The sequence below is a fragment of the Acidimicrobiales bacterium genome (assembly GCA_036270875.1).
GTDB lineage: Bacteria > Actinomycetota > Acidimicrobiia > Acidimicrobiales > AC-9 > AC-9.
The window spans coordinates 1-15,312 of record DATBBR010000140.1; the positions used below are offsets into that span (position 1 = coordinate 1).

The following is a 15,312-nucleotide window of genomic DNA, read 5'->3' on the forward strand; positions in this document are numbered from 1 at the left end:
GCCAGCATGCTGTGGAAGAAGCGGGCGTACTGTCCACCTGCTGCCGACGCCTGCGCACCCTCGTAGTCGGTCACCGGCTCGGCCCCGAAGAACACCCCCATGAGCGGTCCCACGACCGGAACCTGGGCGGCGACACCGGCCTCTGCCAGGGCTCGGGCGAGGTCGGCGGCGAAGCGGCCCACCTTCTCCGAGAGCGCCTCATAGGCGGCCGGCGTCAGCAGCTCGAGCGCGGCCAGGCCCGCCGCAGTCGCCAGCGGGTTCCCGGCCAGCGTGCCCGCCTGGTACACGGGGCCCAGGGGGGCGAGCATCTCCATGATCGAGCGTCCACCCCCGAACGCCCCGACCGGCAGCCCGCCCCCGATCACCTTCCCGAAGCACCAGAGATCGGGGACCACGCCGCTCGTCTCGGTCGCGCCGCCACTCGCCAGCCGAAAGCCGGTGATGACCTCGTCGAAGACCAGGAGCGCCCCGGCCGCGTCGCACGCCTCCCGCAGGCCCTCGAGGAAGCCGGGGACCGGGGGAACCAAGCCCATGTTGGCGGCGACGGGCTCGACGATGACACAGGCCACGTCCGATCCGAGCGCCGGCACCTGGTTGTAGGGCACGACGACGGTGTCGGCGACCGCCGCCGGCGGCACCCCGGCGGAGTCGGGCAGTCCGAGGGTCGCCACACCGCTGCCTCCGCCGGCCAGCAGGCTGTCGCTGTGACCGTGATAGCAGCCGGCGAACTTGACCACCCGTGCCCGCCCGGTGGCGCCGCGCGCCACCCGCACCGCGCTCATGGCCGCCTCGGTCCCGCTCGAGGTGAGCCGGATCAGCTCGCAGCCGGGCACCCGGTCGCGGATGACCTCGGCCATGCGCACCTCGCCCTCGGTCGGCGCGCCGTACGACGTGCCCCGAGTCGCGGCCCGCTGGACGGCGTCGACGATGGCGGGATGTGCATGGCCCAGGATGGACGCGCCGTACGACTGGACGTAGTCGACGTAACGGCGGCCTTCGACGTCCCAGACGTAGGCGCCTTCGGCGCGGTCGACGAAGTAGGGCACCCCTCCGACGGCCTTGAAGGCGCGCACGGGCGAGTCGACCCCGCCCGGCAGCACCCGGCATGCCCGCCGGTAGAGCTCGGCGTTCGTCGAGACCTGCGCCCTCGCCTCGAGCACGCCCGCCTCAGCCTCCGAGCGTCTCGGCCAGCTCGGGCGCGAAGTAGGTGAGGATCATGTCGGCCCCGGCCCGCTTGATGGCGCCCACGTGCTCGAGGGCCACGGCGGCGCCGTCGAGCCAGCCCCGCTCGCTCGCTGCCTTGACCATGGCGAACTCACCACTCACGTGGTAGGCAGCCAGGGGGACGTCGAACCTGGCCCGCACGGCGGCGATCACGTCGAGGTAGGCCAAGGCGGGCTTGACCATGACCATGTCGGCGCCCTCGGCCACGTCGAGGGCCACCTCCTCCAGCGCCTCGCGCCGGTTGGCGGGGTCCTGCTGATAGCCCAGCCGGTCCCCGCCGCCGGCGATGGTCACGTCAACTGCGTCACGGAAGGGCCCGTACAGTGCCGACGCGTACTTGGCCGCGTAGGCGAGGATGGCGACCTCCGCCCGGCCGCTCTCGTCGAGCGCGGCGCGGATGGCGCCCACCTGGCCATCCATCATCCCGCTCGGTGCGACCACGTCGGCGCCGGCACCCGCCTGGGCCAGCGCCACCCGCCCATAGAGCTCGAGCGTGGCGTCGTTGTCGACGGTCCCAGCCGGGGTCAGCACGCCGCAGTGGCCGTGGTCGGTGTACTCGTCGAGGCACAGGTCGGCGACCAGCACCATGGCGTCGCCCAGCTCGTGACGAAGCTCCCGCAGCGCCACCTGGGTGATGCCGTCGGGGTTCCACGCCTCGGAGCCGATCGGGTCCTTGGCCGCCGGGAGGCCGAACAGCACGACGGCAGGCACCCCGAGGGAGCTCAGACGGCGGGCCTCCTTCACGAGCGAGGCGGTGGTGTGCTGGACGACGCCGGGCAGCGAGACCACCGGCTGGGGCTGGTCGATGCCCTCGCGGACGAACAGCGGCGCCACCAGGTCGTCGACCGATACCCGGGTCTCGGCGACCATGCGCCGCAGCGTCGGCAGGCGCCGGAGCCGGCGGAGCCGGTGGGCGGGAAAGCTCACGTCCTCAGCCTACGGCCGCAGGCCCGACCGGGCCTCCACGAGCGCGTCGACCAACCCCTCGATGGTGTGGGTGCCGGCGACCACGTCCACGTGAAGGCCGAGGGACCGCGCCGTGTCGGCGGTGACGGGGCCGATGCAGGCCACGATCGACGGCACGTCGCTCCGATCGACCACCTCGAGGAATCCCGTCACCGTCGACGACGAGGTGAAGGTCACGGCCTGGGCAGTGCGGACCGCAGCCAAAGCGTCCGCGGAAGGCGGGAGCCGCTCGGTGCGGTAGGCCTCCACCACGTCGACCTGCCAGCCCCTGGCCCCCAGTCCCTTGGGGAGCACCTCGCGAGCCTCGGCCGCCCGGGGTAGGAGCACGCGCCCGCCTTCTGGCGAATCGACACGAGCGGGGTCGGGGAAGACATCGAGGAGCCCTTCGGCCACGAAGCGCTCGGGCACGAGGTCGGCGACGAGGCGCCACCGGCCGAGGGCATCGGCCGTACCGGGGCCGATGGCAGCGAGGCGCGCCGGCCCGAAGGCGCGGGCGTCGCGCACCAGGGCCATCAGGGAGTCGACGGCATTGGCCGAGGTGAAGACCACCCACTCGTAGCGGTCGAGCCGCTCGGCGGCGGCTCGCAGCGCTGCGCCCCCGTCGGTGGGCTTGGTCACCGAGATGACCGGAAGCTCGACGGTCCCGGCGCCCACCGACCTCAGGCGATCCACGAGGGCTGAGGCCTGCGACCGCGCCCGCGTCACGACCACGGTCCACCCGAACAACGGCCGGCGCTCGAACCAGGCCAGGTCCAGCTGGGCCACGGGCCCGATCACCATGGTGACTGGAGGCTCCAGCTCGGCCGCGGGCAGACCTCCGAGCGTGGTGCGCACGCTGCGCTGGCCCGGTCGCGTGCCCCAGCTGACCGCCGCCACCGGCGTGGTCGGCGAGCGGCCACCGGCGATGAGGCGCCGGGCGATCTCGTCTCGGTGGGCGGCGCCCATCAGGACCACGATCGTCCCGCCGACCTTGGCCAGGGCGTCCCAGTCGACGTCGGCGTCGAGGGCCTGGCGGCTGTGGCCCGTCACCACCGTGAAGGAGGTCGAGAGCCCGCGGTGGGTCACGGGGACACCCGCGTAGGCGGGAACCGCCACGGCCGCAGAGACACCGGGCACGACCTCGAAGTCGACGCCAGCAGCGGCGAGGGCCTCCGCCTCCTCTCCGCCCCGGCCGAACACGAACGGATCGCCCCCCTTGAGCCGCACCACACAACGGCCGGCCCGGGCATACTCGATGAGCAGGTCGTTGATCTCCTCCTGGCGGACGGGATCACCGGGGCGCTTGCCGACGTCGATCCGTTCCGCCCCGGCGGGGGCGAGGTCGAGGAGCGACCGCTCGGCCAACCGGTCGTGGACGACCAGGTCGGCACGGCCCAGCGCCTCGGCGCCTCTCACGGTGATCAGGCCGGGGTCGCCGGGCCCGGCACCCACCAGGTAGACGGTCACGGCGCCCCCGTCCCGGCGAGGTCGTCGAGGACCGCCTGCCCGCCGCAGTCGTCGAGCAGATGGCGGGCGAGGCTGCGGCCCAGCGCCTGCGGTTCGGGTCCGGACGCGGACTGGCGGAGCATCACTCTGCCGTCGAGGCTCGACACCATGCCCGCCAGCTCGAGCCCGTCGCCGTCCAGCAGCCGGGCGTGGGCAGCGACGGGCAGATCGCAGCTGCCACCGAGCTCGGCGAGGAAGGCGCGCTCGGCCTCCACGGCCCGTCTCGACGGGGCGTGGTCGATGGCGGCCAGTGCGGCCAGCGTGACCTCGTCGTCCCGCCGGCACTCGACGGCCAGGGCGCCCTGCGAGACCTGGGGCAGCATCAGGGCCGGATCGAGTGCCTCGCCCACCGAGTCGGCGAGCCCCAGCCGGCGCAGAGCAGCCAGCGCCACCAGGACGGCGTCGTAACGAGGAGCCTTCGCCAGGCGGGTCGCGATGTTCCCTCGTAGGCCGGCAAAGGTGAGGTCTGGCCGGGCCCAGGCCAGCTGGGCCCGGCGTCGCACCGAGCCGGTCGCCACCACGGCCCCGGTGGAAAGCGCGTCGAGCGTCGACCCCACGAGCGCGTCACGGGGGTCGTCGCGCTCGGGCACCGCCGCCAACGCGAGACCGGCGGTCGGAGCCGAGGGAAGGTCCTTGGCCGAGTGGACAGCGACGTCGGCCCGGCCGTCGAGCACGGCCGCCTGCACCTCCTTGACGAAGACGCCCTGCCCACCGATCTCCCAGATCGGCACCTCGCCCCGCCGATCGCCCGTGGTGTCGACGACGACGGGCTCGATCTCCCGCCCGAGCAGCTCGCCGACGTGGTTCGTCTGCCAGCGGGCGAGCTCGCTGGCCCGGGTCGCGGCCCGCAGCGCCGGACGGGCACTGCTCACGACCCCGCCCTACAGATCGAAGAGGACGCGCAGGGCGTCGCCGAGGCGCTCCGCCCGGGGCGAGCCGGCCGAGTCCTTGAGCTGCACGGTCGGTTCGTGCAGGAGCTTGCCGAGGATCCCCTTGGTCAGCGCTTCGACGGCCTCGCGCTCTCGAGGATCGAGATCGTCCAGGCGAGAGCGGAAGCGCTGCATCTCCCCGAGCCTGACGTCCTCGGCCCGCGCCCTGAGGGCCGCCACCAACGGCGCCACGCCGCGTGCCGCGGTGGTGTCGAGGTGGCGGTCGACCTCCTCGTCGACTATGGCCCGCACGCGCGCGACCTCACGGCGTCGACCGGCCATGCCGGCCTCGGCGAACGACCGCAGGTCGTCCATGTCCAGCAGGGTGACGCCGTCGAGCTCGGCCACACCCGGGTCCACGTCTCGGGGCACGGCAACGTCCATCACCAGCAGCGGCCGGCCCTGGCGGCGGCTCATCACCGGGGCCAGATCGGACGCCTCGAGGAGGATCGACGGCGACCCCGTGGAGGTGAGCACGACGTCCACACTGGCCAGCGCCTCGCTCAGCGCCCCGAGCTCGACGGTCTCCCCGCCGACCCGTTCGGCCAGCTCGAGGGCGCGGTGTGGGGTGCGGTTGGCGACCATCACCCGGCGGGCGCCCGCCGACGCAGCGAGCGCTGCGGCCATCCCCTCGCCCACGTCGCCCGCCCCGACCATGAGCACGTCGTAGCGGTCGAGCGAACCGCCCAGTCGCTCCTGTACCAGGGCGACGGCAGCCTGCGACAGGGACGTGATCCCCCGGGCGATGGCCGTCTCGGACCGGGCCCGCTTCCCGATCTCCACGGCGTGACGGAAGAGATGGGAGAGCGTCGGTCCCGCGGCCGACTCCTCCCAGGCCCGCTCCCAGGCGTTCCGGACCTGGCTCAGCACCTCCCCCTCGCCCAGCACGGCGGAGTCGATGCCGGCGGCCACCTCGAACAGATGCGCCGCCGCGCCCTCCTCGAAGTAGCTGTACAGGTCGTCGGCGAAGTCCTCCGGGGGGCACGAGCTGAGCCCGGCCAGGAAGCCGCGTATGTCGCTCACGCCGCCGTGGAACCGCTCGACGACGGCGTAGACCTCGGTGCGCAGGCACGTGGAGAGGACGACGACCTCGGACAGGTGGGAACGGTCCTTGAGGTCTCGGAGGGCCTTGGGGAGCTGGGCGTCGCTCACCGTCATGCGCTCGAGGATGTCGAGCGCCACGGTGCGCTGGTTGAGCCCTACGACGACGACAGACACGCCTGAAGCAGCTCCCTCGCTCGGTCGACCTGGCCGCTCCTGATGAGGTCGAGCATGTCCGAGTCGAGCGCCTTTTGCCAGTCGAGTCCCTCGCTCGACCGGCCGGCCGCCTTGAGCCGCTCCCGCTCGGTGGCCAGGAGCTCCCCCAGCACCCCGTACTCCGGCCCCAGCTGCTCGCCCAACCGGGTCCCGAGCCACGCCGACAGGGCCGGGCTGCGCCCGCCGGTGGAGACCGTGACCATCACTGCCCCCTGCCGGATGACCGACGGCAGGGTGAAGGCGCACGAGGCGGGGTCGTCGGCGCTGTTCACCCACACGCCCTCGGCCTCGCCGTCCTCGTACACGGCCCGATTGACGGCGGGGTCGTCGGTGGCGGCGATGACCAGCCGGTAGCCGGCAACGTCACCCCGCTGGTAGGGCCGCTCCTCCCAGCTGACGTTGAGGGCGCGGATGTGGCTGTCGATGTGCTCGGCGACGACGTGGACCCTGGCCCCGCAGGCAAGGAGACCGTCGGCCTTGCGGCTCGCGATCCGTCCCGCCCCGACCACCAGGCAGGGCTGGCGCTCGAGCACGAGGTTCACCGGGTACTGCGGAGTCTCGACGGCCATCTGCCCCTATTAAACCTGCGCCGCCGGCCCGGGAGGCCGGCCCGAGGTGAGAGTACGACCGTGCGCCCTCACGTCGCCGACCATCCGCACCGGTCGCCTGGCCACCTCGAGGGGATGGCGCTCGTAGAAGCTGAGGATCTGCAGCTCGATCGAGAGGTCGACCTGGCGCAGGAGGACGTGATCGGGCGTTGTGAGCACGGCCGGGGCGAAGTTGAGCAGCGACGCGACGCCGGCGGCCACCAGACGATCGGCAACCCCCTGGGCGGCCGCCGCCGGCGTGGCGATGAGGCCGATGGCGAGCCCCTCGCGCTCGACCAACGCCGGCAGATCGTCCACCGGGCTGACCACGAGGCCCTCCATGACCTGGCCGACCTTGGCCGGGTCGTCGTCGACCAGAGCGGCCACCCGGAAGCCTCGCGACGAGAACCCCCGGTAGTTGGCGAGGGCCCGACCGAGGTTGCCGACGCCGACGATCACCACGGGCCAGTCCTCGTTGAGCCCGAGCTCGTGACCGATCTGCGTGGTGAGAAGCTGCACGTCGTAGCCGGCCCCCCGCGTGCCGTACGTGCCGAGATACGACAGGTCCTTGCGGACCTTGGCGGCATTCTCCCCCGCCATCTCGGCCAGCACCTCAGACGACACAGTCGGCGTGCGGGCGCCGGCCAGCTCCAGCAGGGCCCGCCAGTAGACGGGCAGGCGCGCGACCGTTGCCTCAGGAATGCGCCGGAGCCGTGCATCGGCCATGACAAATCGTAGGCCGGCCCCGAATGATGAGCCGCAGTTGCCCGCCGCCTGCTCCGAACCCGGGCGTCTACAGGAGGGCCCGGCGCAGCAGCTTGCCCGTCGCGCCGTGGGGCAGCGTCGCGGCGAAGATGACCTCGGTTGGGCACTTGTAGCGGGCCAGCCGCTCGCAGCAGTAGTCCATCACCTCTGAAGCGTCCAGGTGGGAGCCCGGCTCGAGGACGACGACGGCCTTGACGGTCTCGCCTGAGGACGGGTTCGGCACGCCGATCGCCGCGGCCTCGGCGATGTCGGGATGGGTCATGAGGACCTCTTCGACCTCAGCCGGGTACACGTTGAAGCCGAGCACGATTATGAGGTCCTTGGCCCGGTCCACGATGTGCAGGTAGCCGTCCTCGTCCGCCACGGCCACGTCGCCCGTGCGCAGCCACCCGTCGGGCGTGAGGACGCGGGCGGTGGCCGCCGGGTCGTTCCAGTAGCCGGCGAAGACATTCGGCCCCTTGACCCAGATCTCGCCGGCGTCGCCGAGGAGCGTCTCCTGACCGTTGCTGTCGACCAGGCGCAGCTCGATGCCGGGGAGCGGCGCCCCGATGGCGCCCGGCCTCGGCCGCCCGAGCAGCAGCGACGAGGTCACGATCGGCGCCGCCTCGGTCAGGCCGTAGCCCTCCCACAGCGGTATGCCGAACCGGTCCTGCATAGCCTGGCCGACATCCTCCGGCAGCGGCGAGGCTCCGGACACGGCCAGGCGTATCGACCGCAGCTCGTCGCCGGTCGCTCCTTCGACCGCCACCCAGGCGGCGAACATGTGCGGGGTGCCGGCGACGATCGTGACTTTCCGCTCGGCCACCAGGGCCAGCGTCGCGGCGGCCTCGAAGTGCTCGACCAGCACCAGGCTGGCGCCGGTCAGGAGCGGCAGGCCGAGGACCACGTTGAGGCCGAAGATGTGGAAGAACGGGATGATGGCCAAGCCGACGTCCTCAGGCTGCATGGCCTGACCGGCGAAGCGCTGCACCTGGTCGAGGTTGGCCAGCAGGTTCCCGTGGGTGAGCATGGCCGCCTTGGGGTCGCCTCCGGTGCCCGCCGTGAACAGGAGCGCCGCCAGGTTGGCGTCGGCCCGGGCGACGGTGTCGGCCGGCGGCCCGTCGACAAGCGCCTCGTAGTCCTCGGCTCCGTCCAACCTGCACCCTTCCGCCGCGATCACGGCCTCGACCCCGACGGCCTGGCGGTCGAGATCGACGCACGTGCCCTCGCCGGCGCGCCCGACGACCACCACCCGGGGACCGATGGCGCGCAGCTCGCGCTCGATGGCGACGCGCGGAAAGGCGGGATCGATCGGCGCCGCGACCGCGCCCACGCCGAGGGCGGCGAGGTAGGAGACGACGAAAGCGGGCGTGTTGGCGCACAGGATCGCCACCCGGTCGCCCGGCTTGACGCCGAGGCGGGCCAGGCCGCCCCGCAACCCGGCCGCCTGACGGCGGAGCTCGCCGTAGGTGATCACCTCGTCGCCGCTCACCAGGGCCGGGGCGTCTTCGGGATGCGCATCGATGATGGTGGCTAGGTTCACCCTCCGCTCCTACCTGTCGAGCCTGACCTGATCGCCGGCCGCCAGCCCCAGCAAGGCGGCCGCTGAGGCACGATCCAGGGCCACGGCGATCATGCCCCAGGAGTCGACCACCAGTCCCACCTGGGCCGGACCGATGTCGGCGAAGGAGGAGGCGCGGTGAGCGGCCACGACCCCGCTCGGGAGGATCAGCCGCACGGGATCGCCGAGGTGGGCGAGATCGTCGGGCCGCGCCGCCAGTTGTGCGTTCCCGAACCGGTCGATCCCGACGACCTCGGTCGCCACGACCGTCCCCTGGCGGACTGTCGTCGGCCGAGGCCCGGGCACGAGGCTGGCGGGGTCGATCGCCGGGCCCAGGTCGGCCAGGTCGCCCCCGGCGCACAGCTGCGCGGCGGCCGGCGCGAAGAGGTCGCGGCCGTCGAAGGTGGCGCCCGCGCCGGGGTGGCAGCGCCGACCGGACAACGAGACGGCCCGGCCCGGCCCGCCGAGGGCCGTGAACGCCGGAACCAGGAGCCCGTTGTCAGGACCGACCAGCGCCCAGCGGGGGTCAGGACCCACCTCCAGGGCCACGGCCCGGCGAGCGGTCCCCACGCCCGGGTCCACGACGGCCAGCACGACTCCGGGAGCCAGGAAGGGGGCCACTCGCTCGAGAGTGAGCGCTCCGCCCCTGACGTCGTGCGCCGCCACCTCATGGGTGATGTCGATCACGACGGCCTGGTCAGCCAGCTGCCGCAGGACGGACTTGACCACCCCGACGAACTCGTCGTCGGTGCCGTAGTCCGAGAGAAACGAGATCGTGTCCCGACCGCGGCGTCGAGGCGGCAACCCGGCGCTCCTGGAAGATGGAAGGGTCAGCCGGCCTCGGTGTAGCGAGCGGCGAGGTACTTGTCGACGTCGTCCTCACGGAGCCGGTACGACTTCCCGACGCGCACGGCCGGCAGCTCGCCCGCGTTGATCAGCCGGTACACGGTCATGCTCGAGACCCGCAGGAGGTTGGCAACCTCAGCCACCGTGAGGAAGCGAGCCGTCGCATAGTGTCCCTGGTTCAGCAGAATCACCCCTCTCCACCCAGCAGCGACTGTACGCCACGGCGCCCCGCCGCTCCACCCGGTCAGGCTCTACCAGGTCATCGAAGGCCGAGCTGGCGGGCCCGGTCGGTGGCGGCGGCGACGGCCTCGAGGACCGCCCCCCGGACCGCCCGCGACTCGAGGACGGCCAGTCCCGCTGCCGTCGTTCCCCCCGGGGAGACGACCGCGCTGCGCAGGGACTCCGGGCGCTCACCGGTCTCCAGCAGCAGCCGGGCCGAGCCCAGCACCGTCTGAACCACGAGATCCCGGCTCAGGTCCCACGTCAGCCCGTTCAGGACCCCGGCCTCGATCAGCGCCTCCACCAGCAGATACACGTAGCCCGGTCCCGATCCCGACAGCCCCGTGACGGCGTCCAGCAGGTGCTCGGGCACCCGCACGACCCGGCCGACCGACCCGAGGACGTGCTCGGCCCAGCCCATGTCGGTCTCGCCGGCCCGGCGACCGGCGGCGATGGCCGTGGCCCCCGCCCCGACCAGGGCAGGCGTGTTGGGAACGGCGCGCACCACAGCGGCGGCGCCGCCCAGCCACCCCTCGAGCCGCTGGATGGGCACGCCGGTGACGATGGACAGGAGACGCTCGGCGCCCGCCTCGGCCACCTCTCGACAGGCCACCTCGGCGTCGTCGGGCTTCACGGCCAGCACCGCGCCGTCGGCAGCGACGGGCGCCGGACCCGCCGCGACGCCGGGATAACGCTCGGACAGCGCGGCGCGGCGGCCGGGAAGCTTCTCGCTCACCGCCAGCTCCTCCGCCCTTGCCCATTCCGTGGCGAGCAGCCCGCCCAGCAGCGCCTCGCCCATCCGGCCCCCGCCGACGATCAACAGACGCGGTCTCGGGCCTGCCATGGGCCGGGAGGCTACAGCGAACGCGGCCCGAGAAACCTCACGACCGCCTCCGCACTTCCCCGAACGGAAGTCGCCGCTGCGCCCCTCGGGCCGCGCCCCGAAACGCTAGCACCCGTCAGCCGCGCCGGGGCCGGCCGAAGCGGCTGGCGTAGCCGATGGACATCGCCGTCGGAAAGCACTCCTCGGTGTAGGCGTAGGCCGCTCCCACGATGAGGTCCAGCTCGGCCTCGGTCACCTCGGCGACCGGGGTCTGGCCGACCAGGTAGACGGCGTCCTCGGCCCCGAGCGCGAAGTGCGCACCGACCAGGCTGCTGTTGCGGCGCAGGAGGTACTCGTAGCAGGCCTCGACGTTCTCCTCGGGAGCAGGCATCACCTGGGTCTCGTGATGCAGGCTCCGTTCCCGCAGCGTGAGCCAGACGGTGATGACGGCCTTCTCTTCTCCCCGCATGCGCGCGTACCACCGACGAGCGTCGGGGTCGTGGTCGACCGCCACGAGCATCGTCCCCGCTTCCAACTGCCGCTCGGCCCAGCGGCTGATGCGGGCCGCGACGTCGTCCAGCTCGGCGGCTGACGCCGCGCCCCCGCCCATCTACAGGCAGTCGACGAGCTGACGGTCGGTGAGCTCCGCGTACAGGCTGCGCAGCCGGGACGCCGCCCCTGACCAGGTGTAGACCCGCGCCCGGGCGGCGGCGTTGACGGCCATCTCGGTGGCCACCCGGGTGTCGGCCAACAGGTCAGCGACGTAGCCAGCGAATCGCGCCGGGTCGCCCCCCTCGACGAGAAACCCGGTGCGGCCGTGGTCGACCAGCGTTCGAAGCCCGCCCACCGCCGAGGCCACTACCGGCGTGCCACAGGCGGCGGCCTCCAGGGCCACCAGACCAAAGGACTCCGAGCGGCTGGGCACCAGGCAGACGTCCGCCGACCGGTAGTAGGTGGACAGCATCTCGTGTCGCTGGGGCGGCACGAAACGGACGCTGGCACCGAGGCCGAGCTCGTCGACGAGGGCGTGGAGCCCCGCCAGCTCGTCCTCCCCCCGGGGTCCGCTGGGGCCGCCGACCACGACGAGCACGGCGCCGTGCCGGTCCTCGAGCCGGGCCAGAGCCTCCACCGCCACCCTCGCTCCCTTGAGCGGTTGGATGCGCCCCACGAACAACAGGACGGGCCGGTCCGCGGGCAGGCCCAGCGCCCGGCGGGCCTGGGGGCGATGGCCGGGCGAGAAGAAGGCATGGTCCACGCCCGGGGGGACGATCTCGATCCGCGACGGCTCGCCACCGTAGAGCTCGGAGATCTGGTCGGCCTCGACCGAGCACGAGGCCAGCACGGCATCCGAACAGCCGATCACCCGGGCCTCGGCCTCGGCGCGGCGGGCGGGCTCGGCCGCACCGACGTCCTCGGGGCTGGCCTCGGCCCGCACCCGGTCGAGCGTGTGGAATGTCGAGACCAGGGGCAGCCCGAGCTCGTGCTTGAGGACATGGCCGGCCATGCCCGAGAGCCAGTAGTTGGCGTGGATGGCGTCAGGGCCGCCGGTCCACCCCGCCGACCCGGCCGTCATCCGGGCGAGCACGCCCTCGGTGAACTCGTCCACCACGCCGGGCAGCGCCTCCTTGGGCATATGGGCCAACGGGCCAGCGGGCACGTGGTGCACCCGCAGGCCGGGCTCGACCCGCACCGTCGCCGGCAGGGTGTCCGACCAGGCACGGGTGTAGACGTCGCACTCGACGCCGGTTCGAGCCAGGGCGGCCGACAGCTCGCGCACGTAGACGTTCATCCCGCCGCCATCGCCCGTCCCCGGCTGCGCCAGGGGGGAGGTGTGCATGGAGAGGACGGCCAGGCTGCGCATCGCCAGGTCACCCTAGCGGCGGGCTGCCCTGCTACCTCGCTTGATCGGTCCGGCCCGATCGCCTGGCGCGTACCTGTAGACGGCCCGTCCCAGGACCGTTCTCCTGGAGACGGGACCGAAGCTGCGGCTGTCGGTGCTCGCCGCGGGGTCGTCACCGAGAACGGTCAGAGTCGCGTCGTCCACCCGCCCCACCCGCTTGACGAGAGTTCGTGTGGGTTCGCGAGGATCGGCGAGAGCGACCATGTCACCAGCGCGGATCCGTCGCCAGACCAGGACCAGCAGACGGTCGCCTGGCTCGAGCGCCGGTCGCATGCTGGGGCCGGTGACCTCCACCCGCCGCACGAGGCCAACACCGACGGCGCCAGCGGCGAAGGCGGCCACGGCGGCGGTCACCCTGGCAGCCACCCGTCGCCTCATCACGGTGTTGTCCTCGGCTGAACCGGCGGTAGGGTAACCACGTGCGGAACAGGAGTTATCGAGCCCATCGAGCGTCTGCCCCAAGGAGCTTCCTCATGCGAATCGCCTCCCGTCTTCTGGCCCTCGTCGACCGCGTCTCGGCCCCCGAGCCGGTCCATGCCCACTGTGACCTGCCGTGTGGCGTCTACGACCCCGCTCAGGCGCGCATCGAGGCCGACTCGGTGAAGGCCTGCATGGAGAAGTTCAACGCCTCGGACGACAACGTCTTCAAGACCCGCGCCGTGTTCATCAAGGAGGAGCGCGCCGACCTGGTCAAGCACCATCTCTGGGTGCTGTGGACGGACTACTTCAAGCCGCCGCATCTGGAGAAGTACCCCCAGCTGCACGAGCTGTTCTGGAAGGCGACCAAGGCAGCGGGGGCGTCGAAGGCGACCACCGACGAGAAGGTGGCCCAGGACCTGCTGGACCAGATCAGCGAGATCGACAAGATCTTCTGGGAGACCAAGAAGGGCTGACCGCTCCCTCGGCCGGCTGCGGCCCTGCCTCAGCCGGCCCCGCCCGACACGGGCGGCAGGACGGCGACCTCGTCGGTGCCGGTGACCGGGCAGTCGCCGTCTGCAGGTTCCCCGTTGACCCAGATCCGGCTCGTCGCCAGCACCTGGGCGAAGTCGTCGCCGAAGCGGGCGCGGGCCTGGTCCAGGATCTCGGAGACGGTGGTACCAGGCAGCTCGGCGCGCCCCGTAGCGGCCGCTTCTCTGGCCGCCGCGAACAGACGGAGGACGGCCATCAACCTCCTCCCTTCGTCCGCACCGGCCGGACCTCAGGCGCCGACCTCGGCCCGGCCGTGGGTGATCACCCGATCGCCCCGGCTGGTGGCCTCGAAGGGGTAGACGTGCCTGCCGTCGGCGTTGCCGGCGTCGTAGACCGTCGTGATCACATCGTCACCCGGGAAAACGTTGCCCGCGAACCGCACGGCCAGGCGGCGCACACGACTCGGGTCCCCGTCAGCTCCCAGCTTCACGACGGCCTGACTGGCCATGGCCATGGTGCACAGTCCGTGAGCGATGATGCCCGGCAGCCCCACGCTCTTGGCGAAGGCGTCGTCGACGTGGATCGGCATCATGTCCCCGGAGGCGTCCCGGTACCGGAAGGTCTGGTCGTCGTCGACGTGCACCGAATGCTCGCCCACCGGCGCTGATCGCGACTCGCGGGGGAAGGTGTGGTTCGGCTTATCCGGGCCGCCGCTCTCGCCGTCGGACATGCCCCGGATGAACATCGTGACGTACTGGTCGAGCACGGGCTCCCCGCCCGGTGCGGTCGTGCTCCGGACCATGATCGTGTAGCGCGTTCCGGTCTTGCCAGGACGGATGTTGAACGCCTCCGCCCGGGTCGTGATCCCGAGGCCGGGGACCAGTGGCTGATGGAAATGCATGTCCTGCTCGCCGTGGACGACCATCATGAGCGCCTCCGGCGGGACGATGACCACGGCCTGCTGCATGGCCTCCCAGGTGGGCACCACGCCGAAGACGGGCGGGGCGTACTTGCCCGAGGTGTAGGCCGGATTGTCGTCGTTGGTCGCGGCGGCGTAAGCCCTGACCCGCTCAGGGTCGATGACCGCCGTGCGCTCCTCGAAGACGGTCCCCAGCTTGTCCAGCGGCAGCGCCATCGTCGGTGTCCTCCCGTCGCTCGTGTCCTGGAGGCTACTGGTCCATCGCCCCCGGGGGCCTGTTGGGAGCGATAGGTTCCCCGCCGTGGAGGTGGAGGTCGTCCGCAGCGCCCGGCGCCGGCGCACCGTACAGGCCCGGCAGGTCGGCGACGTGTTGCGGGTGTCGATCCCCTCCACGATGAGCAAGGCCGAGGAGGAGCGCTGGGTCGCCGAGATGGTCGGCCGGGTCGGGCGGAAGGCCGCGGCCGAGAGCGTCGACCTGCAGCGCCGGGCGCAGACCCTGGCCGCCCGCTACCGGCTCCCCCCCGCCCAGAGCGTCCGGTGGGTGGACAACCAGCAGTGGCGGTGGGGGTCGTGCACGCCGGCGGACGGCTCGGTCCGGATCTCGACGCGGCTCGCCGCCCTGCCGGGGTGGGTCCTGGACTACGTCATCGTCCACGAGCTGGCCCACCTGGAGGTCCCCCGTCACAACCGGGAGTTCTGGGCCATCGTGAGCCGCTATCCGCGGGCCGAGCGGGCGCGGGGCTACCTGATGGCGAAGGGGATGGACGACCTCGACGCGCCCGGCGACGTCGACCCGCCGGCGCCCACCCCGTCACCCCGTCGTCGCAGGTCGTTCGCCCCCGATCCCGCCCAGGGGCAGCTGCCGTGGTGACCGCTTCGGGGACGCCCTACGAGGAGGCTGATGGGCCCCGCACCTCGCGCTCGGCCCTGGCCTGGTCGTCGA

General features: G+C 72.6%; 18 protein-coding genes. 2 read left to right on the top strand and 16 right to left on the bottom strand.

The features are described from left to right. The 14 genes from VH112_13275 to sodX form a co-directional block, all read right to left on the bottom strand. Nucleotides 1-1,160: glutamate-1-semialdehyde 2,1-aminomutase (locus tag VH112_13275; GenBank protein ID HEX4541205.1), on the bottom strand; the 1,160-nt coding region annotated here is incomplete at its 3' end. 7 nt (nt 1,161-1,167) lie between these two features. Then, complete coding sequence (hemB, locus tag VH112_13280) at nt 1,168-2,151, bottom strand: porphobilinogen synthase (protein ID HEX4541206.1); 984 nt, start codon at nt 2,149-2,151, stop codon at nt 1,168-1,170. 9 nt (nt 2,152-2,160) lie between these two features. After that, the gene (gene cobA / locus VH112_13285; GenBank protein HEX4541207.1) at nt 2,161-3,636 is read right to left on the bottom strand and encodes a uroporphyrinogen-III C-methyltransferase; all 1,476 of its coding nucleotides are present in this window, start codon (nt 3,634-3,636) and stop codon (nt 2,161-2,163) included. Then, complete coding sequence (hemC, locus tag VH112_13290) at nt 3,633-4,547, bottom strand: hydroxymethylbilane synthase (protein HEX4541208.1); 915 nt, start codon at nt 4,545-4,547, stop codon at nt 3,633-3,635. The genes cobA and hemC overlap by 4 nt, the downstream gene beginning before the upstream one ends. 9 nt (nt 4,548-4,556) lie before the next feature. Then, on the bottom strand, nt 4,557-5,822 hold the full coding sequence (gene hemA, locus VH112_13295; protein HEX4541209.1) for a glutamyl-tRNA reductase: 1,266 nt from the start codon (nt 5,820-5,822) through the stop codon (nt 4,557-4,559). Beyond that, nucleotides 5,804-6,430: a bifunctional precorrin-2 dehydrogenase/sirohydrochlorin ferrochelatase gene (locus tag VH112_13300; protein ID HEX4541210.1), complete on the bottom strand. Its 627-nt coding sequence runs from the start codon at nt 6,428-6,430 to the stop codon at nt 5,804-5,806. Before VH112_13300 ends, hemA begins: the two co-directional genes overlap by 19 nt. A 9-nt stretch (nt 6,431-6,439) precedes the next feature. Next, nucleotides 6,440-7,174 carry a redox-sensing transcriptional repressor Rex gene (locus VH112_13305; GenBank protein ID HEX4541211.1) on the bottom strand — a complete coding sequence of 245 codons (735 nt, stop codon included), beginning with the start codon at nt 7,172-7,174 and terminating at the stop codon, nt 6,440-6,442. Nucleotides 7,175-7,241: 67 nt separating this feature from the next. Then, nucleotides 7,242-8,735: an AMP-binding protein gene (locus VH112_13310; protein ID HEX4541212.1), complete on the bottom strand. Its 1,494-nt coding sequence runs from the start codon at nt 8,733-8,735 to the stop codon at nt 7,242-7,244. Between the two features lie 9 nt (nt 8,736-8,744). Beyond that, nucleotides 8,745-9,557, bottom strand: coding sequence for an SAM-dependent chlorinase/fluorinase (locus VH112_13315; GenBank protein HEX4541213.1), 813 nt, complete (start codon nt 9,555-9,557; stop codon nt 8,745-8,747). 26 nt (nt 9,558-9,583) lie between these two features. Next, nucleotides 9,584-9,790 carry a helix-turn-helix domain-containing protein gene (locus VH112_13320; protein ID HEX4541214.1) on the bottom strand — a complete coding sequence of 69 codons (207 nt, stop codon included), beginning with the start codon at nt 9,788-9,790 and terminating at the stop codon, nt 9,584-9,586. 68 nt (nt 9,791-9,858) lie between these two features. Further along, nucleotides 9,859-10,662 carry a pyrroline-5-carboxylate reductase gene (gene proC, locus VH112_13325; protein ID HEX4541215.1) on the bottom strand — a complete coding sequence of 268 codons (804 nt, stop codon included), beginning with the start codon at nt 10,660-10,662 and terminating at the stop codon, nt 9,859-9,861. A 115-nt stretch (nt 10,663-10,777) separates the two neighbouring features. Beyond that, entirely contained in the window at nt 10,778-11,251 is a 474-nt protein-coding gene (locus VH112_13330) for a YbjN domain-containing protein (protein ID HEX4541216.1), read from the bottom strand. After that, nucleotides 11,252-12,502: a glycosyltransferase gene (locus VH112_13335; protein HEX4541217.1), complete on the bottom strand. Its 1,251-nt coding sequence runs from the start codon at nt 12,500-12,502 to the stop codon at nt 11,252-11,254. A 12-nt stretch (nt 12,503-12,514) separates the two neighbouring features. Continuing rightward, complete coding sequence (gene sodX / locus VH112_13340) at nt 12,515-12,919, bottom strand: nickel-type superoxide dismutase maturation protease (GenBank protein HEX4541218.1); 405 nt, start codon at nt 12,917-12,919, stop codon at nt 12,515-12,517. A 95-nt stretch (nt 12,920-13,014) separates the two neighbouring features. On the opposite strand from sodX, the gene sodN reads away from it, so the two are divergent. Then, complete coding sequence (gene sodN / locus VH112_13345) at nt 13,015-13,434, top strand: superoxide dismutase, Ni (GenBank protein ID HEX4541219.1); 420 nt, start codon at nt 13,015-13,017, stop codon at nt 13,432-13,434. A gap of 29 nt (nt 13,435-13,463) precedes the next feature. On the opposite strand, the gene VH112_13350 is transcribed toward sodN, so the two are convergent. Next, on the bottom strand, nt 13,464-13,706 hold the full coding sequence (locus tag VH112_13350) for a MoaD/ThiS family protein (GenBank protein HEX4541220.1): 243 nt from the start codon (nt 13,704-13,706) through the stop codon (nt 13,464-13,466). Between the two features lie 33 nt (nt 13,707-13,739). Continuing rightward, nucleotides 13,740-14,585: a MaoC/PaaZ C-terminal domain-containing protein gene (locus VH112_13355; GenBank protein ID HEX4541221.1), complete on the bottom strand. Its 846-nt coding sequence runs from the start codon at nt 14,583-14,585 to the stop codon at nt 13,740-13,742. An 85-nt stretch (nt 14,586-14,670) separates the two neighbouring features. On the opposite strand from VH112_13355, the gene VH112_13360 reads away from it, so the two are divergent. After that, nucleotides 14,671-15,240: a M48 family metallopeptidase gene (locus VH112_13360; GenBank protein HEX4541222.1), complete on the top strand. Its 570-nt coding sequence runs from the start codon at nt 14,671-14,673 to the stop codon at nt 15,238-15,240. Nucleotides 15,241-15,312 lie beyond the last annotated feature (72 nt).

Excerpts from the sequence above, each read along its gene's own strand:
- VH112_13300 (HEX4541210.1), bottom strand. The coding sequence starts at position 6,430 with ATGGCCGTCGAGACTCCGCAGTACCCGGTGAACCTCGTGCTCGAGCGC.
- VH112_13305 (HEX4541211.1), bottom strand. The coding sequence starts at position 7,174 with ATGGCCGATGCACGGCTCCGGCGCATTCCTGAGGCAACGGTCGCGCGC.
- proC (HEX4541215.1), bottom strand. The coding sequence starts at position 10,662 with ATGGCAGGCCCGAGACCGCGTCTGTTGATCGTCGGCGGGGGCCGGATG.
- VH112_13330 (HEX4541216.1), bottom strand. The coding sequence starts at position 11,251 with ATGGGCGGGGGCGCGGCGTCAGCCGCCGAGCTGGACGACGTCGCGGCC.
- VH112_13335 (HEX4541217.1), bottom strand. The coding sequence starts at position 12,502 with ATGCGCAGCCTGGCCGTCCTCTCCATGCACACCTCCCCCCTGGCGCAG.
- sodX (HEX4541218.1), bottom strand. The coding sequence starts at position 12,919 with ATGAGGCGACGGGTGGCTGCCAGGGTGACCGCCGCCGTGGCCGCCTTC.
- sodN (HEX4541219.1), top strand. The coding sequence starts at position 13,015 with ATGCGAATCGCCTCCCGTCTTCTGGCCCTCGTCGACCGCGTCTCGGCC.
- VH112_13350 (HEX4541220.1), bottom strand. The coding sequence starts at position 13,706 with ATGGCCGTCCTCCGTCTGTTCGCGGCGGCCAGAGAAGCGGCCGCTACG.
- VH112_13355 (HEX4541221.1), bottom strand. The coding sequence starts at position 14,585 with ATGGCGCTGCCGCTGGACAAGCTGGGGACCGTCTTCGAGGAGCGCACG.